Raw genomic sequence first — 20,755 nt, forward strand, 5'->3', positions numbered from 1 at the left:
ATCAAGTTGAAGCAGGCTTAGTTGGTGTTCCATGAGTTCCGCCGGATCGGCTGACGGAATTGAATTATATATAGATGATGAGTTGGATAGGAGGATTAGGATTTGGTTAAGGGAAAAAGGATAAAACCTTTACCCTTTCCCCTTTAACCCTTCCCCCTTTCCCATCCCTTAACCGATGAAGTTTAAACCACCTGTGGCGGCGATCACTCCAGCGATCGCACTTGCAACTAAGGAAGTGAAGGCTGTACCAAATAGCCACCAAGCTGCACTGGCGACAGTTTTCTTGGTTTCTTCAACTTGCTTTTTAGCTTGGTGTTGAATGGCTTTGATGCGCTTTTGTGCTTCCTCTTGAATGCGTTCGGCTCGATGTAAGACGCGATCGCGTGCGGCTTCGATGCGGTCGATAATACCGTTAGCATCTTCCTCGGAAATATCTGAACGCGAACTGATTAGCGCTACTAAGGTGTCACGATCAAAATGGCTGAGGCGATCGCGTAAGGCTTCAAATCCGGCTTGTGGATCGTCGAAGACTTTAGCAAAGTCTTGTTGAATGCTTTCATAGTTGAGTTCGGGACGATCCAAGGAGTTGAGATAGTTGCGGAATCTGTCAAAAACTCCATTAATGACTGATTGTACTCGTTGCTGAATCTGCTGATATTGTTTGCCCAGGGATTCGCTAATCGACAAGATTTGATCGACAATGCGGTTGGCTTCTTCTTCCGAGATATCTTCTCGTTGAGATAGCAAAGCTACAATTGTCGAACGGTCGAATCTAGATAAGCGTTCAGCTAAATTCCCAATACCCAATCTTGGATCTTGCAAGAGTAATTGCAAATCGCGCTTGATACTATCGGGGTTGAGTTCTTCTTTGTTGGTGTGACGCAGGTAATTTTCCAGAGTCTTTTCAAAATCTATTACCCGTTGGCTGGTGCGGTTGACTAAGCGTCGTGGTGCTTTGACTATACTATTAATCGCTTCTTGAACTTGGTCGATAGTGCGATTAACTTGTTCTTCGCTTAAGCCTTCCCGTTGACTCAGGAGTTGTACTAAGGTATCACGGTCAAATTGCGAAAGGCGATCGCGTAAAGCCACAGCACCTTGTTGTGGATCTGAAAGTAAAGTTTCTAAATCTTTTCTAATACCTTCGGGGTTGAGTTCTTCCAAATTGGTATTGCGGAGATACTCTGCAATTTTGGTACTAGTTTGTTCGTATTGTTCTTTGGCTTTATCTGCAACGGCTTGGGGTGCTTGCAAGATATTATCTCTGACACCTTCTAGCTGATGGATAATTTGATTAACTTGGTCTTCGCTCAAATCTTGACGCTGAGACAGCAATTGCACAAATGTATCTCTGTCAAATTGCGATAAGCGTTCTTTCAAAGCCGCAAATCCCGCTTGTGGGTCTTCGAGTAAAGTTCTAAAATCGCGCTTGATACCATCAGGATTCAGTTCATCCTTATTAGTATTCCGCAGATAGTCTTCTACTCGTTGGCGCAGTTCCGCCGTTTTCGCTTGTGCTTGTTCTTGCAATTCTCGCGCACTATTTAAGATAGAATCGCGAGTGCTTTCTAGTTGACCAATAATATTATTGATTTGCTCATCGTCAATATCTTGACGTTGCTGGAGCAATTGTACAAAGGTATCGCGGTCAAATTGCGAGAGGCGATGTCTATCGACAAGCCGCTGCGCGTCTACGCTTAATTCTGCAAATGCAACTTGCGGATCTTGGAGTATCTCTGTGAAATTACGCTCAACATTTTCCGGTTTGAGTTCGTCTTTTCCAGTTGAACGCAGATAATTTTCCAACTGACTACGCACATCTTGCCATTTATCTTTTGCGCTTGACTGTTGGACAGTTGCTAAAACTTCTTGGCGAATACTTTCTAACTGCTGAGAAATTTCTTTGATTCTAGCTTCGCTCAGATCATCTCGCCGACTTAGCAAGCTGGTAATATAGTTTTCATTGATTTCTTCCAACTCTCGGCTTGTGGTTGCTGGATCGGCTTGTGGATCGTAGATGAGTTCTTGGAATTCATCTTTGATTGTCAGGCGATTGAAATGCCAAGGGAAAGAATTGGAAATGTAATCTTCCACATCCGCTTTAATATTGTTGCGGTTGGATGAAGGTAATTTCTCAGTTATTTGTTCGGTAGTTTTATCGGTAAAACTTTGCAGTTCGTGGGTAATTTTCTCAACATCGATATCTTGAACTTTGTCTTTCAGTTTTTGTAACTGATTGGTAAGTTTGCCGATATCTACAGTCGAGAAATCCACTCGATCCAACACTGCGGGAATAGCAGCACCTACGCCATATTGAGCCGCTTGCTTCAATACACCATTGCTACCATTCCCATTACCGCTACCATTTCCGCCAACTGTTACTAATTCCTGCAGTCGTTCGCCTAATTTTTCTGAATTTAATTCTTCAGGGGTAGCCGATTTCAGTAAATTAATTACTTGCTCTGTGGGATTTTTCCGAGATGATGCTTGTGTCCAAGCAGCTTGCAATTGGTCAGCAATTTTATTGATATCGCCAGCCGATAATTTGGTGCGATTGCTAATTAAATCCACAAATGTTTGCCGATTGACATTGCGTAGCACATCACTATTAGCGATGCTACCAAAATCAACATCACTGAGGATCTTATCAAATTGTGAGCGAATATCTTTTAAATCGAGGTTTGGTATTTGCAGAGAACTTAAGGAACTTTGCAAGGTATTCCTAATGTTATCAGGGTCAAAACCCGAAGTTAATTCTCGCCGCACAGCCGCAGTGATTTCTTCAGCAGTAGAAACCATTTGTCTTTGCGCCATACTTGCACCGATACCCGCAGTTGCTGTACCTGTTAGGGTTTGCAAACCAGAAGTCAAGGTAGAGGCGAGAGAACCAATTAAAGAACCGATTGCTGATGAGCCAAACCAAACTACCAATGAGAAAAAGGTAGACCAAATAACTACACCAATGATGGCTCCAAAAAGGGCACTTTGAATTAAACTCAGTTTTACTGCTAGAAAACAAGCAATAAATAAGGCGATACTAGCAGAAACTAATGCCCACAAACCTACTTTCGCTTCTACTTTGCGAATTGAATGTCCCAAACTACCTGAGCTATCGTCATCATCTGGATCATTATCCCAAGATGAAATCCCTACAGCTACAGAAAAATTTGTGAGCAATAATTGAAAGGCTAAAGCCATCAAAGTACCAGCCAAAAAAGCCACTAAAAATTTAGGGCTTGAAAAGACAACAGACATTCTGCCTGGACTGATAACTTCTGGTATGCTATCTGTGCTTGTGATGCCTAAAGGTAGCCAGCCCCATCTCAACATAGTTTCAAAACTTTGAAACATAGTATTTTCTCTCTTACGTTCGATGGTTCAATGCCATTTTTCTAAAACATCGATTCATTTATTAATAATTAACGCTTTTGTCAGGTAGGCAATTGTGTACTATTTCTTTCCCAACTTAATTTATAGATAATGCCTAACCTGCGGTTTACCAAATATTAAATCGCTGTTAGAAGAAATGGCTTAGTTATCAGTGTAAATAGTAGTTATGCGAGCCTACACTTTCCTAAGTAATAAATCTCTGGGTCAAAAGTGGTATCTCCCATTGAATAAGTATATATAACATTCAAATTTCAGGCAGGAAATAGTTTATTGAATGGCTACCATTAAAACCAAATTTTTATGTAAATTTTTGTTTCGTCAAGATAAAAATAAAATTATTAAAATTTATGTAATAAAACACCAAGGTGTCATATTGAAGCAGTAATAAAAATAAATTGCTCCAGCAAAATATGCTGCAATGTACATAAAATTGAATGCGAAAATCCTTGCATAGAAAGCAATATATTAAAGATAAATTTCGCTTATTTAAAAAATCTATATCCAATGATAGAGGAATAATTTCTCCCAAATGATTGATGAAAAGCAATTTTAAAAAAGCCTAAATAGTCTTAGCTGAAGCTTAATAATTTTGTTGTTTAAGTAATTTTCTTATTGGGAGAAAACAATGGCTGTAGTTAGAAGAGCTATAGGTGTATTTCATAATCGTCATGATACTGAACAAGCATTGCGGGAATTGAGCAATTCTGGCATACCAATGGATAGAGTTTCTGTTATCGCCAGAGAAGGCGATCGCCACGGTGATATTGCAGGAACTCCCGTTACAGAAAAAGTTGGCGATAAATCTGATGAAGGTGCAACCATCGGTGCAGTTTCTGGTGGTGCTTTGGGCGGTTTAACTGGCTTATTGGTAGGTCTTGGTACTCTAGCCATCCCTGGAATTGGCCCTATCATGCTGGCTGGTGCAGCCGCCACAGCTTTAGCCACAACCGTTGCAGGTGGTGCAATTGGTGCAGCCGCAGGTAGTTTACTTGGGGGATTAATTGGCTTAGGAATTCCCGAAGAACGCGCCAGAATGTATAACGAACGCGTAGAACGTGGTGGCTATCTAGTAATTTTTGATGGTACAGAAGAAGAAATTGCTAGAGTCGAACCCATTCTCCGACGCTGGAATATTGATGAGTTTAATGTTTTTGATCGCCCCACTAGCGAAAATGTAGCTAGCGATCGCGTTGCGCCTGTTGCGCCTGTCGGTGCTGTAGGTACTCATAGAGATGTTCGCGCCAACAAACGGGCGATAGGTGTATTTGCTCATCGCCGTGATGCAGAAGCCGCACTCACAGAATTGCGTGATGCAGGCTTCCCCATGAGCCGAGTTTCGTTGATTGCTAAAAACAACGATCATGATCACATTGCGGGTGTAAATACTGGTGTAGATAGAAATGTTGGCACTGGTAATAAAGCCGATGAAGGTGCCAAAGCAGGTGCAGCTACAGGTGCAGCATTGGGCGGTTTGGGTGGCTTATTAGTTGGTCTGGGTGCATTAGCCATTCCTGGAGTCGGCCCTGTAATTGCAGGTGGTGCAGCAGCCACAGCCTTAGCTACAGCAGTCACAGGTGGTGCAATTGGTGCAGCCGCAGGTGGAATTACAGGTGGACTCGTTGGCTTAGGTATTCCCGAAAACCGGGCGCGAGTTTATAGCGATCGCTTCAACAGAGGCGACTACCTCGTAATCGTTGATGGTACAGAATCGGAAATCCATCAAGCTGAAAGTATTCTCCGCCGCCGAGGTATTGAAGATTGGGCAGTATACGATGCTACCGATATAGACAGAGTGCATCACCACCACGACAATCACGACAGACCAGTTGGAGATGTTCGCACTAACAGAAGAGCGATAGGTGTATTTGCTCACCGCCGCGATGCAGAAGCTGCACTCACAGAATTGCGTGATGCAGGCTTCCCCATGAGCCGAGTCTCGATCATTGCTAAACACAACGATGGCGATCGCATTGCGGGCGTAAATACTGGTGTCAACACTGGTGTAGATAGAAATGTTGGTACTGGTAATAAAGCCGATGAAGGAGCCAAAGCAGGTGCAGCTACAGGCGCAGCCTTAGGTGGATTGGGTGGTCTATTAGTTGGTTTGGGTGCATTAGCCATCCCTGGAGTCGGCCCCGTAATAGCAGGTGGTGCAGCAGCCACAGCTTTAGCTACAGCAGTCACAGGCGGCGCAATTGGTGCAGCCGCAGGTGGAATTACAGGTGGCTTAGTTGGCTTAGGAATTCCCGAAAACCGGGCGCGAGTTTATAGCGATCGCTTCAACAGAGGCGACTACCTCGTAATTGTTGATGGTACAGAATCGGAAATCCATCAAGCTGAAAATATTCTCCGCCGTCGTGGTATCGAAGATTGGGCAGTATATGATGCTACCGATTTAGACAGAGCACATCACCACCACGATAGAACAGTTGGCGATCGTACTCACCCCAATTATGTAAGTGATGTTGCCACAGACGAGCCTGCTGTAGTCATCATCGATCGCCGCGACGAAACCCTATAATCGCGCCTCTGCATGAAAGGGAAAAGGTTAAAGGAATGCCATTTCCCCTTCACCTTTTCCCTTTCCCCCTCCTTCTTCTCTCCCACACACATCAGCACAATTAACCCTTCTTATACCAAGAGTAAACAAATGAAAAAGCTAACACCGTTCTTAATTGGCAGTCTTCTAATTTTTGGTGCTGTTGCTTGTGATAATGGTGCTAAAACTAGTGAATCTGCTCCCGCCAATCCTAACGAAGCTGTACAAGCACCTAGCGCCAAAGCCACAGAAGCAGCGCAACAAGATGCTCAAAGCGAAACTCGCCGCAGACAATTAAACTCTGATATTCGCGCCCGTGAACAACGCAATAACACCACTGGCGGCGATGCAGAAAGAGCTACAGGCGACCTAGCCAGTGAAGTTCGCTCTAAATTAGAGGCTAACATCCCCAATGGTGCTTTAACAGTTGAAGCAGCAAAAGATGGTACTGTGACTGTTGGCGGAACTGTTAACAATCAGCAACAGTTAGCTAAGATTGAACCTTTGTCAAAAGAAATTAAAGGTGTCACAAAAGTAGTAGTTAAAGCCGCAGTTGCTCCACCTAAGCAACAATAAATTATCCATCGGCAGCTGGATTCATAAATCGCCCAAATGAATTTAACTAGTTTGTAGTTAGCACTTTAGTACTTAAATCTTGCACAACTGAAGTTATGACTACAAACTAATTCACCTTCCTAAATAGGGTGCAATGCACATAACCCCAAAATCTAAATTACAGGTTTAATAGTCTATAATCAAAGAAAAATTTTCCTTGATTATAGACTTTTGAATAAAAAATTAGGTAATTTTTATAGAATAAGTACTATTATTATTAGGGAAGCTCCATCACCTATAAAAACTGTTGTGTTACCGAACATATAAAACTTATGGAAACCCAAGAACAGCCAATTGAAGTAGCCAATTCTAACTCAGCAGAAGGGGCAATAGCTCTTACAGGGGCAGACAATCAAAACTTACCAAAGCTACCACCTGCTAAAAATTCTAATTCAGAATTGCAGGAAATTTTGAGCAATGTTTCTGATTTTTTGGCAAATTTGCCAGAATATTTAGGCAGCTTTTATCAGCAATACCAGCAGCCTTTGGTGACCATCATTTTAATTTTGTCAGCGATTGTCACACTCAAAGTAGTATTAGCAATCCTGTCTGCAGTCAATAGTATTCCTTTAATAGCACCAACTTTTGAGTTGATTGGAATTGGTTATACAGGTTGGTTAACCTTCCGTTATCTACTCAAAGCCAACACTCGACAAGAATTAGTTGGAGAAATTAACCAGTTTAAAGCACAGATTTTGGGTAAATAAGTACCGCAAACCCCATTACTGGGTGCTGAATGCTGTATAGGCTTCTGCGGGTACTCTTTCTCCGCAGGAGTACGCCATCATATAGCTACTGCGTTGGGCTACTTTGAGTAACGCACCATCCACGCGATGGTGCGTTAGGTTACAGTAATTTTATTTTTACTTTATAAATAACCATGTAGTAGCGTGTCTAGACTAAAATAGTGCATTGCTCAAACTCTTGTGGGATGGGCATCTTGCCCGTCCTGGGCGGACAAGATGTCCACCCCACAAGAAAATTATATTGCCACATTTTAGTCTTGTCAGTCCAGTAGGATGCGTTAGCAGCGAGAGTACGGCATCAACTGAAATTTTTTCAAAAATCACATCGGATTTCTATATTATTTATTATTTTTATTAGTCCAGTAGGGTGCGTTAGCAGCGAGAGTAAGGCACCTCTGGCAATGCTTTTCTTGCGTTACGGATGCATTGCAAATAGTTTTTCAATTTATCTAATATCAATTCAAATAATGTTTGTGACATATCAATATATTCTAGAGGGCAAGGCAATGCCTTGCCCCTACAGTTTGTCGCATTCTTTTTTCAAATTGGGATAACATTTCTCAAACGCTGTGAAATGCAGCAAAACCTTTGAAATTATCAATCAAGATATATCTTTTGATAGAGTAAATACTTACTCATGCAAATTAATTCCCTTCTCAAGATAGTATCCTTATCCTTTTTGAAACCGTAATCTAATCAAAGAAGTAATGAACAAAATGTTTTAACGAGGACAAGATTATGAGTAATAAAGATTTTAATAGAGCAATAGACTCTTCAGATCGCGTTGAATCTGATGTATATGATAGAGGTATTGTTCCAGCAGAAACCGCTGCTCGTAAAGAAAGAGAAGGAGACTTATACAAAACACTCCCCACAGAAGAAAGAGAAGCCAGCGCTCCTACTGACGACCAAACTGAGGGCGATAGTATTCGTACCACCGATGGCTACACTGTAGATAAAGAAGGTTTATTAAACAACTATGCAGTTGAGCCAGAAATGTATTATGAAGTTCCTGGCGATGCACGTCAAGAAGTCGAACAAGACATTGCCAACCGTTCAGAAGAACTAATAGAAGCGAATGAAGATAAGGAAGGTCAATTAACAGATAAGGATGATGTTCGCGGTAAAGGGCCAGGAATTGTCTAGCATTGTTGCTGTCAAATTTCTCTAAGTTTTCTAGGGGTACTGTAAGTTGAATGATGAGGGGTTTTCCTCATCATTATTTTTATGTAAAGTCATTGATTTTATTATTAATAATCTCATCCATTGGCATTCAATACTTGTCTGTTGGTTAAAGGAAAAAAGGGGAATGGGAAAAGGGAAAAAAACCTTTAACCCTTAACCTTTAACCTTTTACCCACAACCAATTTTGAGTTCAAAATCCTTAACCGAGTAGTATTGCATTGGCATTATTCAAACACCACTGAAAACATGAATCAACTGCTAAACTTGTTATTCGCCTCTAGTGCATTACCAGCAAAAGGTTTAATTAAACCTCTTGGTCATCATGAGTTGCTATTAGTGTTGCTGGAATTAGCTTTACTACTGCTAGTGGCTAGAGGTTTGGGCGAATTTATGCGTCGGATTAAGTTACCACCAGTGGTAGGCGAATTACTCGCTGGGGTACTATTAGGCCCATCAGTATTCGGTTGGATTCTGCCAAATTTACAGCATCATATTTTTCCTAAAAGTCAGGCGCAGTCTGATTTGCTTTCGGTTGTTTCTTGGTTAGGTGTGCTGTTCTTACTAATTGTCACAGGATTAGAAACCGACCTTAACTTAATTGTTCGCAAAGGCAAAACAGCATTACTAATTTCCTTGGGGGGGATTATTATTCCCTTTGCAACTGGATTGGGATTAGGTTGGTTTCTCCCAGAAAGCTTTTTAGCAAATCCTGAGCAAAGGTTAATTTTTAGTTTGTTTATTGCTACGGCGATGAGTATTTCTGCTGTACCAGTCATTGCTAAGGTATTAATGGACTTAAAGCTAATTCGCCGGGATATTGGTCAGGTGACTCTAGCTGCGGGAATGACTGATGATACCTTAGGCTGGATTTTGCTTTCGGTAGTTTCTGGTTTAGCAACCAGTGGGAAATTTGATTTTCCTACAGTATTTAGGTCAATTGGTGGTGCAGTACTATTTTTAGCGATCGCTTTTACTATAGGGCGATCGCTCATGGCTTGGGCGCTACGCTGGGTAGATGATTATATTGGTGGCGCTACAGCTAGTTTGTCTGCTTTGTTGGTGTTGGCGTTAAGTGCAGCCGCTTTTACCCACACCTTAGGAATTGAAGCCGCATTAGGAGCATTTGTCACCGGAATTTTAGCAGGACAATCACCCCGTTTTAGTCGTGAGGCGGGTTTAACTCTGGAATTAATCACGGCTGGGTTTCTCGCGCCGATTTTCTTTGCTACAGCAGGATTAAAGGTAGATTTAGTACAATTATTGGTTCCGCAAACCTTTGTAGTGGGTTTGGTGGTGTTAGCGATCGCTTGTGTTGGTAAATTTAGTGGTGCTTATCTCGGTTCGCGTGTCGGTGGATTAAGCCACTGGGAAGCGATCGCAATGGGATCGGGAATGAATGCGAGAGGCGCGATGGAGATTATCGTCGCTACCATTGGGGTTTCCTTGGGCGTACTGAATCCGCAGATGTATTCCATTATCGTTATGGTGGCGATCGTTACCTCATTGATGGCTCCGCCTTTGCTACGTTGGTCACTTTCCAAAGTCTCCATCGGTGAAGAAGAAGCCCAACGCTTAGAGCAAGAAGAACTCGCTAGCCGCAGCTTTATCAAGCGCATTCGTCGGATATTAATACCCACTCAAGGCGGGCCGAATGTCAGATTAGCGGCTCAGTTAGTCAACCATTTAGCACATCAAAATTCTTTGGAAGTGACAGCTTTATACGCTAAAAGCGATCAACAGCCTCTACGTAAATCAGTAAAAGCTGTCGCAACTGCTGTTAAAGATAATACAGCAGAAAATGCTATTGCTATCGTAGCTAACGAGATGAATCTTCCTAGTGGTTCACTAATTCAGACCAAAGTTGAATCAGGACAAAACAAAGCGGATGTGATTTTAAAAGAAGCCAATAAAGGCTATGACTTGATTGTTTTAGGTGCAACCGGAAATCAACGTTCTCGTGGTTCTGTATTCAACTTGTTAGTTGATCGAGTAGTGCAGGAATCTCCTTGCGCCACAATGGTAGTGAAGTCAAATTTATCGACAAATGAGCCAACTGGTTATCATAAACTCGCTCATATTTTAGTACCCACTAGCGGGAATGAATACAGCCTACACGCTGTGGAAGTGGCGAGTACAATTGCTGCTCAAACTGGAGCAACTGTAACTTTAGTCAATGTCGTCAACCGAACTCAGCGCGAATATGTTTTATTTGAGGAGCAGACAATTGATTCTATTACAGACATTGCTAAACAGATTGTGCAGCAGCAAGCTGAGGTGGGGCGAGGATTTGGTGCTGAGGTAAAAACAGCAATTTTGGCTGGTATTCCAGAGTTTGAAATTCTTAAATATGCTCATACTAAGCAAGTAGATTTAATTGTTTTAGGTAGCAGTATTCAAACAATCACAGGTCGAGTATTCTTTGGTCATCGGGTTGATGCTATTCTCAATAAAGCACGGTGTCCGGTGGCTGTAATTACTGTGCGTAGTAACTAAGGGATTTGCAACATTTGTCAGTTATTAAAAAAGCCAGATCAATTGGGGGATTCTCCCCCAAACCCCCGATTGGGTGACGGTTGCGTCCCCCAAACCCCCTCCAAAATTATTGTTCTGCTTTTTTGTTAAGTAACTGTTTTTTTTGGTTTTGTTATCAATTAATTTTCTTAACTGATACCAATTTGAAAAAAGAATGCGACAGATTGTAGGGGCAAGGCACTGCCTTGCCCTCTAGAATATATTGATGTGTTGCAAACATTATTTGATTTGGTATGAACTGTATTTCCTAATAAGTATTCATGCAAAATTAAATATATATTTGTCATTGCGAGTGGAGCGTAAAGCCTTCGGGAACGCCAAGGGCCAACGTAATGACATAAATAATTTTGCGTAAGCACTTATAAATTCAAAATTCAAAATCTAAAATTGTCTTAATTTAATGGGAGATGAATCACAAATTCTGTACCTTGACTGGGAGAAGAATTACACTCAAGAGTTCCACCATGTTTTTCGGTAATAATTTGCTGACTGATAGATAATCCTAACCCTGTACCTTTACCTTCAGGCTTAGTAGTAAAGAAAGGGTTAAAAAGTAGCTGCTGTACTTCTTGTGACATCCCCAATCCGTTATCTGCAATCCTAATTACTGCATATTCATTTTCTACTGTTGTTTGAAGATGAATCATGTTGGGTTGTTGCTCTAAATCTTGATAATTTTTACCTTCATTAGCTTCTTCTAAAGCATCAATGGCATTTGCCAATAAATTCATAAATACTTGATTGAGTTGTCCCTGATAACAGGGAACTTTTGGTAAATCACCATAGTTTTTCACCACCTGAATTGCGGGACGATTAGCTTTTGCTTTCAGCCGATGTTGCAGAATCATTAATGTGGTGTCTATACCTTTGTGGATATCACTCAGCTTTCTTTGTCCATTATCATTGCGAGAATAATTCCGCAAAGATTGCATAATATCTTTGATGCGATCGCTTCCTAGCTGCATGGAACCAATCATCTTTGGCAAATCTTCTAGTAAATAATCTATCTCAATGTTTGTTCCGTGTTCTTGAATCACACTCGGCGGATTTGGGTAGTGCTGCTGGTATAAATTTAAGTGAGCAATCAAATCTGCAATATACTGTTCAGCATAGGAGAGACTACCACTGATGAAGCCCACAGGATTGTTGACTTCGTGAGCAACACCAGCTACTAATTGTCCTAAAGAAGAGATTTTTTCAGTTTGTACGAGTTGCGCTTGAGTACGCTGGAGTTTTTCGAGGGATTGTTGTAGTTGTTGGGATTTTTCTTGCTCGCGCGCGTAAAGGCTAGCGTTTTCAATTGCGATCGCAGCTTGGGTTGACAACAGCTTGAGAATTTCTAAGCGATCGCTAGTAAAGGCATCGGTAGTTAAGTTATTCTCTAGGTAAATTATGCCAATCAATTTACCTTGATACAAAATTGGCGTACATAGCACCGATTTTGGTTGATGCTGAAGGATGTAAGGATCGGTGCTAGCAATACTCGCTTGGCTAGCATTACCTAAAATTAAAGTTTGCTGGGTTCTAGCAACATAATTAATTAAGGAAGAAGGGATATCTGCACTGTTTTCTACAGGCGTAGATTGCATAATAATTTCAGAATCGTTTTGTTCTTTATCAATAGCTTTGATCAGTAGCTGACCCTCTTGTTCTAAAATTAAACAACCCTTTTGAGATGCAACATTTTCTAATAAGATGTGCAGCAGCTTTTTCAGGAGATGATCAAGAATAATTTCACTGGAAATGGCTTCTGCTGCTTTCATCACCGTTGCCCAGTCTAGGATATTGTTAGTGCTGTGAAGATGATTTGTAGTTCTAGCTATGTTCTGGTGAGTTGTGATTGATGTTAAGCAATCATCAATGATTCCTTGATGACTTTTAGATCTAACTTGAGTTCTAGGAATCAAATCAGCATAGCGTTTTTCTAAGTCTGTTACCTTAGCGATCGCTCCCCATTGAATGTAACCATAATAAGCCTCTGTCATAAAAGTTTTGGCAATTTTAGTTTTACCTAAATCCAAGTAAAACAATGCAGCACGTTCATTTGCTAAAGACTCTTCTTGAATGTAGCTATTTTCAGCAGCGCCACTAATAGCCAGATCATACAAGTTCATGGCTGCTAAAACTTTTCCTTGAACTCGTGCGATTTCTGCTGCTACTAAATCATATTTATGTTGAAAGTTACATGGTGCATATTCTGCCCAATGCTTGAGCTTTTGTTGATTAATTTCTACTTGTTCTAAGGTTTTTTGTTGTTGGTCTACTTCCATATTGTTATAGTTAGCTAATAGCGCCAAAGAATAGTAGAAGTAGTAAACAGAAGCCAACATAATTCCTAAAGTCGCTCTTTGATAAGGAGCAGCTTTTTGACTATAATGAATAGCTTGTTCATATTCTGCAAAGATATACAAAATTATTACCTTCGCAATATAAGCTGCAAAAAGTCCTTGATAGTACTTAGGTTGCTCAAACCAAGGAACAATATTTTCCTCAGTAAAAATCTCTCCGTTTAAATTGGCTGGTTTCTCAACTACACCCTGAAGATTGACAACTAATTGTCCCCAAATCCTGGCATATCTCATATAAGGCTGCTGCTTGAGTTTTCGCAGTAGCTCAATATATTCATTTTGGCGCTGGTTAACTAATTCTAAGTTTTCTCCTGAGAGAAATAGTTGCGTACAATAAGCAATCACAGTTAAACCAGCATGAGCAATATTGCCAACTTCTAAGCCGCTATTAATACCTTTAATTAAGGGATTAAATGTAGATTTGATATGTTCCTTACCAGGTAAAGCATAGGTACTAACTACCATATAAACTTTAACTTCTAATTCTTTGGCAGGATATTGTGCTAATAAACTAAAAGCAATTTGTCCTGAGTGATAAGCAGCAGCCGGATCGCCAATAATCGATTGCAAAAATGCAGTATACGCACCATAAACATAAGATGCCAATGGTGAATGCCCATGTTCTAAGCATAGATTCACCATTGTTAAGACTATTTGGGGATAAATATCTGGTGCAGATTGATAAGCAGCCGCAGAAATTTTGCTGAGAATGCGAATACTTGCTAAATGACATGGATCTGTCATTTCTGGGAAAGTTGCTAAATCTGACAGCAATGGGAGTTGCGGTAAACTGTGGCGATCGCCTGTATATTTAACTAAAGTAATTCCTAGCATTTCTACTGCCTGTATCCCCACTTTTACGCCTTGAAATTGTTGGGATTGGGCAATATTCATGTCTATTATGAGTTCATAAACTTTGACTAAATCGAGTAAATTAGCTGCTTGTTGAATTACAATATCTGATAGTTTTTGTGCTACATCAAAGTTAGTGATTAAATACTCTGCTTCTGCACCTTCAACATAGGTATCCAAAGCCAAATTATATTGAGATTGCCAACAATCTTCAGCTAACAATCCTCTAGCGATTCGCAAATAAATTACCGCAGGTTCATGGGCGGCGGCGGCTTTGGCTTTATGTCCAGCAGTTAAATTCAATTGAGCCAATTCATCTTTTTTTGACTGTGTAGTAAAAAGTTCTATGGCGTAATTAAATTGATTGACAATATCAAAAATCTGAGACTCAATTTCGGCTTTTGATTTACTTTGCAGCAGTAATTGACCAATTTTAAAGTGAGTTGCTTGCTTCTGCGATGCTAAAATTAGTGAATATGCTGCTTGTTGTACGCGATCGTGCAAAAAACGGTAGGTAATTTGCGAATTATCAAACCCCATCATCTCCAACTCTTCATCGGCAAATAGTAGGGGGATGCTGTATTCATTACTCAAAGGCAAAATTAATCCCGCCTGTAAAGCAGGTTCTAAAGCAGCAGCCACCAGGAGCGATCGCTGTTCGCTGACTGTGGCTAAAATATTTAAACTGAACCGCGCACCAATACAAGCGGCTAATTTCAGAGTATTTTGGGTAGCGGCTGATAACTTGGCAATATTACCCGCTAGCAACTCTACAACACTTTTATCTGCAATTCCTGTAGCTTGAATTTGTTGTAAATCCCATTGCCAACAATTTTGAGTAAAATCAAACTTGAGTAGTTGATCGTGGTGTAAGGTTTTTAAGAGTTGAGTGAAGAAGAAGGGATTACCTTGGGTTTTGTTGAAGAGTAATTCTGCTAAAGATGAGCTATTTTTCTCATCATTTAAAGTATCTGATAAAATTTGCTGTACATGGTTCAACCCCAAGGGATACAGCACAATATTATTGATGATGGTTCCGGCTTGAGAAATCTCTTCTAAGGTTTTATTTAAAGGGTGACTAGCAGTTACTTCATTATCTCGATATGCTCCAATTAGTAACAGATATTGAGTATCTGAGTTAGTCATTAACACTTGAATGAAATCAAGGGAAGCAGAATCAGCCCACTGCAAATCATCCAAAAAGATGACTAGAGGATGTTCTTTTTGGGTAAAAACTTGAATAAAATCTTGAAATACCTGATTGAATCGGTTTTGCGCTTCTTTTAAACCTAACTGCGGTACTAAAGGCTGTTTGCCAATAATCCGTTCAACTTCAGGAATGACATCAATAATTACTTGTCCGTTACCATTCAAAGCTGACAGCAATTTCTGTTTCCACAGTTCTAATTGAGCATTGGTTTCTGTCAGTAACTGTTGGATCAGACTTTGTAACGCCTGAATTAACGAAGCATAAGGAATATTACGCTGAAACTGATCGAACTTACCACGGATAAAATAACCCCGTTGGCGAACAATCGGCTTGTGAACTTCGTTGACTAAGGATGATTTACCAATCCCCGAGTAACCAGATACCAACACTAACTCAATTTGCGATTGTAATGCTGCTACCCGCTCAAACGCAGATAGTAGCATAGATACTTCTTGTTCCCGTCCGTAGAGTTTTTGGGGAATAAGCAGATTTGCTGTGCGATCGCGTTCTCCAGGGGTAAATTTTGATATTGTCCCCTGAGTTTTTAGTTGTGCTAAACATAATTCTAAATCTGCCAATAGCCCAGCCGCAGTTTGATAGCGATCTTCAGCATTCTTCGCCATCAGTTTGGCGACAATCTCAGAGATAGCTTGTGGTATTTCTTCTCTTCTACCTTCTAATTTTGGTGCTTGTTTGGCAATATGATAGTGAATTAACTCTAAGGGGTCATTACTTTGAAAGGGTTGTTGTGCTGTGAGTATTTCGTAAAATGTCACTCCCAATGAGTAAAAATCACTACGGTAATCGACAGAACGATTCATGCGTCCTGTTTGTTCTGGCGACATATATGCTAGAGTCCCTTCCATATGGTTGGGATTGCTAATTTGGGGAGTTTCCTGATCCAACCGGGAAGCGATACCGAAGTCGGTGAGTTTCACCTGCTGGGATTGAGGATTGATGATGATGTTAGCTGGCTTAATATCTTTGTGGACAATGTGTTGTTGATGTAGAGAATCTAATGTTGTGGCTAATGCAACTGCGATGTTCAGGAAACAGAGAAGAGAAGGTTTTTCTGTGGAAAGCCATTGTTTGAGACTAATACCGCCAAAGTCTTCGCAAACCAGAACTAAACGATGTTCATAGTTTTCGATGCCATAAACTTTAACCACACCTGCTAAATTTAAATTTTCGCGAATTTTATATTCTTGTTTGAGTCGAAAAATCTGTTCTAGGCTAGGGTTGTCAGCTTTCAGTACTTTGAGAATTACTGGTTGTTGCTTCGTCTGGGAGGTTCCCCTGTAAAGTATGGTGTCTATCCCCTCATGAACAACTTCTGTGATTTCATACCCTAGTATCCCGAACAATGGCGACACAATATTTTCCCTGCTGATATCATGATTTTTATATATCTAGATTTCCCGTGGAAGAGAGTTAAATAACTATAGCCAGTAAAAATATAAATTAGTCTGCCAATCACTCAATAAGTTTAAGAGTTATTTATAAAGTAAACATAAAATAACCGTAGGATGGAATGTCACTTACTTTAGCGAGATTTAGATCCCCGACTTTTTCAAAAAGTCGGGGATCTGGGCAGCAACTTTTGCTTAAGCACCTCTGCATGGATGGTGCCCTGCGGCTAAATTTCATTGTCTCTAAGCCCCATTAATAGCCAAAAATCAGCATTCCCCGCCAATAAACCTATTTTTAAAATTTCTATGCTATACCTGTAGCGAAATTATGATTCAGTTTGTTAATTATCAGGAAGTATTGCATAGATATGACACAGCAATTCCACAAATCAGAGCTAAAACACTTCAGCAATCTTTATGTTTTTGGTGATAGTTATTCCGATATTGGCAATGCTTTCAATACTACTGGTGGTATTCTAGCTGCACCGCCCAACTATCATGGGCGATTTTCTAATGGTCTGCTGTGGATTGACTATCTCGCAGACAGTTTAAAATTAAGCATACAACCAAGTACAGAAAATAGCGCCAGTAATCACGGGATCAATTTTGCAGTTGGAGGCGCAACCACAGGTACAGAAAATTTATTTCCGGCTGTAATTCCTGATTTACCAAATTTACCAGGATTGCAACAACAAATAGATTCATATACCAGCCGCAAGCCGCATATTCAGCCAAATGCACTATATATTATCTGGGCTGGGGCTGCGGATTATGCGCCATTTGTCAATGGTATTCCTAAATATAGTGACACTATTACTACTATCGCCAATATTTCTACAGCCATACAAAATTTAACTGCATCAGGTGCCAGAAATATTTTATTAGTTAATGTTATTGATATTGGAAAAACACCTCTAGCACCAGAAGTAAATCAGATTACAAATTCCCATTTAGTGACTCAATTAGTAGAAAAACATAACGCATCTTTGCAAGAAATTGCCTATACTTTTGAAGACAAAATTAATTTAATGTTGTTCGATGTCAAGTCTGTTGTGGATGACGCGATCGCACATCCGCAAAAATTTGGCTTCACAAACACAACTCAAGCTAGCTCCCTGGTAGAATCTAGCAATCCAGATGAGTATGTATTTTGGGATCAAGTACATTTCACAACCAAGACTAATAAATTAATCGCGGATGCAGCTTTAGCCATCTTATCCAAGCGCTAAATCTCAAAGGGTTCAATTTCGCGATCGCACCATTGTCGCTGATACCATTCAGCCACTAAGGGACGGACAATAAATTTAGGCTGGCCTTCGCCTTTAACATCAATTCGCAAACAAGAGTAAGGTCTGTGTTTGTTGAAACCCTGGCCGCTGCGTCCGATGAACAGCTGCGATCGCGCTACTAATTTCTCGCCATCCGCCATCATTTCCTGTAACTCTGGCCCTTCTTCCCGTTGGCGACGCAAACTAAAACCGCTACCACCGCAAACAATCCAAGGAATATGGGAATCAGCGTGTCCGGTGTCTGCGGTTTGCAGATATTCTAGACAATGGGCGTGACCGTTAATAACTAAATCTACTAAAGGACGGCCCTCAGTTAGAGAACCTAATTTTTCTGCTACTGCATCTAACACTCCACGCAACCGAGTACGCACTGCTAGAGTTTGCGCTTGTTCCCATTTTGTCGCTTCAGTCACGTAGGGGGGATGGTGAAAATAAATTATCCTGCCGCGCACTTCTTTATTGTGCCAAGATTCAATTAGCTTTTGCCTTAGCCAATCTAGCTGTTCGATATCAGTTAGTACTATTTTGTTACTGTCGAGTTGCTTTTCTATATCAACAATAATTTCTTCAATTTGGGTAAGTTTAACTTGTAAATCGTCTAATTGTTCCGCATCCTTAGGATTGCTGGGACTTAGCAACGCTGAGGTGGCTGTAATTTGCTGCTTTTCTTGTTCTAAACTAGCGCGGCGTTTCTCTAAAATTCTGCGATCGCTATTGCCTTCTTGAGTGTTAGGCAGTGGTGGCGGATCGTTAAATGTATTAGAATCCAGTGCGAAGAAATCTATACCACCATAGCGAAACGTATAATAGCGGTTTGGCAAGCGAGTAAAGCTTCCCGGCTGGTAAGAGAGACAGCGACCGCTATCTGTATTTGCAGTGTAATATTTATCTAAATGATTAGCTAAATCTACCGGAGATTGGATACCGCAGAGATAATCTAAAAATGCTCTGGCATAAGCTTCACCCGTCCCTGAACCATACAAACCCACATCTAAATCCAGCCGCGATTTTAACAACCGCCGAATAGGTAATGTAGTCACCGAAGCTATACCAAATAAAATTGGCAGATTATAGTAATCATGATTTCCCGGTACAGGTAAAATCGGCAACTGAAAAACCATTTTGTCATAGGGAATCTTTTTCGGCTGTTCTCCCCCCACCAGAAACTCCTGGTAAGGCTGGATAAAGTTTTGTTGATAGTACTCCCTCGACCCCACCAAATAAATCACATCGCCAGTATGCAACATGAAACGACATTCATCATGGTGGGGTAACATCAATTCCGCTACCCGTCTTTGCGGATCATGTCCCTTATGTGTCCCGGAACCACTATCACCCACAACCAAAAACGAAAACTCCCCATCATCCGCGTGACCATCATCCAGAACCAAGCGAGTTTGGTCAATCCCGCGTTCCAAAATTAACGGGTCTTGCCATTTTACCCGTTGCTGCATCTTACTAATTTTTTTTGCGATCGCCGGATCAGAAACTAGTTTCAATAGAATTTACTCCTCAAGTGGGCATGGGGCATGGGGCGTGGGGCATTGGGCAAAAGTCAAAGGTCAAATACAGTTCTTAATTTTGAATTTTGAATTTTGAATTTTGAATTGTTTATCCCTATTCCCCCGATTCCTTCATCTCAATTACCAAATTGGGTAGTCCATCTAACTTCTCAACTGGTACTTCTTCTTCTTCCTGGGGGATAAAAAGCGTCAAACCGCCGGGGACGCATTTGACTTCAATGGGGGTTGTGCCGATGATTTCGCCATCTAAGACTACTTTTTGTGGTGGTTCTGTGGTGATTTTAAATTGTTTGGCGCGGAGGTAGCCAATATCATCACGTTCCACTGGATGACCTGCTGAAGCAGTTTGAAAGAGGTGATATGTAGCTGCGATCGCACCTGCTTTATTCACGGGGGCTACAATCGTTAAATCCAGTAATCCATCATCATAAATAATCCCAGCTGGCCCTTGCGCTAATACGGAAGTCGGCGGTGCAGCATTGGCTACAGTGACAGCCGCAGCACTAGTTTTGATGATTTTGTCTTCTGTCTCAATTTCCACATCAAAGCTTTCTAACTCCCGCAATTGCTGAAGTCCGGCGAGAACATAGGCCATAATCCCAAAGCGATTTTTGGCTTCTCTATCTGCCTTTTCTACGGTTTCCGCTTCAAAACCCACGCCTACCAGCAACACCATTGGCAAATCGTTGCAGTAGGCTATATCTACATTGCGCGTTGCACCTTGCAAGATAGTCTCACAAGCAGCTTCAATGGTGTCAGCAATGCCTAAAGCTGTGGCAAAGGCGTTCGCCGTACCTCGTGAAATAATCCCTAAAGGAATCCCCGTATTAACTACAGCAGCAGCCGCCGCCGAGAGAGTCCCATCACCCCCCGAAGCAATAATTTCATCTACACCACGCTGAACTGCTTCCTGTGCCAGTTTGTCAGCACCAATTTCTTCGGTAGTAAAGTAAACATCTAAGTCTATTTCTGGTTCTAATAATGCACGAATTTGATTGAGTTCTTGTTCTGAGTCTCCCTGACCAGCAACAGGATTAAAAATAAGACAGGCGGAACGCTTCATATAAATAAAAACTTAATAACTAATCTCATTAAAATATCAAAATTATTCATAACA

General features: G+C 41.0%; 10 protein-coding genes. 6 read left to right on the top strand and 4 right to left on the bottom strand.

Annotation, left to right across the window (positions count from 1 at the left end; genetic code table 11):
- Nucleotides 1-168 precede the first annotated feature (168 nt).
- Nucleotides 169-3,351: a hypothetical protein gene (locus HG267_RS24520; RefSeq protein WP_045868400.1), complete on the bottom strand. Its 3,183-nt coding sequence runs from the start codon at nucleotides 3,349-3,351 to the stop codon at nucleotides 169-171.
- 664 nt (nucleotides 3,352-4,015) lie between these two features.
- Here HG267_RS24520 and HG267_RS24530 point away from each other — a divergent pair.
- The 5 genes from HG267_RS24530 to HG267_RS24550 all read left to right on the top strand — a co-directional run bounded on the left by HG267_RS24530 (nucleotide 4,016) and on the right by HG267_RS24550 (nucleotide 10,968).
- On the top strand, nucleotides 4,016-5,911 hold the full coding sequence (locus HG267_RS24530; protein ID WP_228045254.1) for a hypothetical protein: 1,896 nt from the start codon (nucleotides 4,016-4,018) through the stop codon (nucleotides 5,909-5,911).
- A 129-nt stretch (nucleotides 5,912-6,040) separates the two neighbouring features.
- Nucleotides 6,041-6,505, top strand: a complete 465-nt coding sequence (locus HG267_RS24535; protein WP_045868401.1) for a BON domain-containing protein — start codon at nucleotides 6,041-6,043, stop codon at nucleotides 6,503-6,505.
- Between the two features lie 311 nt (nucleotides 6,506-6,816).
- The gene (locus HG267_RS24540; RefSeq protein WP_045868402.1) at nucleotides 6,817-7,251 is read left to right on the top strand and encodes a CAAD domain-containing protein; all 435 of its coding nucleotides are present in this window, start codon (nucleotides 6,817-6,819) and stop codon (nucleotides 7,249-7,251) included.
- A gap of 777 nt (nucleotides 7,252-8,028) precedes the next feature.
- A complete protein-coding gene (locus tag HG267_RS24545; RefSeq protein ID WP_045868403.1) occupies nucleotides 8,029-8,436 on the top strand; it encodes a hypothetical protein in 408 nt (135 codons plus the stop codon).
- Nucleotides 8,437-8,721: 285 nt separating this feature from the next.
- A complete protein-coding gene (locus HG267_RS24550; protein WP_045868404.1) occupies nucleotides 8,722-10,968 on the top strand; it encodes a cation:proton antiporter in 2,247 nt (748 codons plus the stop codon).
- Between the two features lie 431 nt (nucleotides 10,969-11,399).
- On the opposite strand, the gene HG267_RS24555 is transcribed toward HG267_RS24550, so the two are convergent.
- Entirely contained in the window at nucleotides 11,400-16,790 is a 5,391-nt protein-coding gene (locus HG267_RS24555) for an ATP-binding sensor histidine kinase (protein WP_309227613.1), read from the bottom strand.
- A gap of 404 nt (nucleotides 16,791-17,194) precedes the next feature.
- On the opposite strand from HG267_RS24555, the gene HG267_RS24560 reads away from it, so the two are divergent.
- Nucleotides 17,195-18,055, top strand: a complete 861-nt coding sequence (locus tag HG267_RS24560) for an SGNH/GDSL hydrolase family protein (RefSeq protein ID WP_052335070.1) — start codon at nucleotides 17,195-17,197, stop codon at nucleotides 18,053-18,055.
- On the opposite strand, the gene HG267_RS24565 is transcribed toward HG267_RS24560, so the two are convergent.
- Nucleotides 18,052-19,614: a metallophosphoesterase gene (locus HG267_RS24565; protein ID WP_045868405.1), complete on the bottom strand. Its 1,563-nt coding sequence runs from the start codon at nucleotides 19,612-19,614 to the stop codon at nucleotides 18,052-18,054. The genes HG267_RS24560 and HG267_RS24565 overlap by 4 nt on opposite strands.
- A 118-nt stretch (nucleotides 19,615-19,732) precedes the next feature.
- Nucleotides 19,733-20,701, bottom strand: a complete 969-nt coding sequence (locus HG267_RS24570) for a YegS/Rv2252/BmrU family lipid kinase (protein ID WP_045868406.1) — start codon at nucleotides 20,699-20,701, stop codon at nucleotides 19,733-19,735.
- Between the last annotated feature and the right edge of the window lie 54 nt (nucleotides 20,702-20,755).

Source organism: Tolypothrix sp. PCC 7601, assembly GCF_025677855.1.
Taxonomy (GTDB): domain Bacteria; phylum Cyanobacteriota; class Cyanobacteriia; order Cyanobacteriales; family Nostocaceae; genus Aulosira; species Aulosira diplosiphon.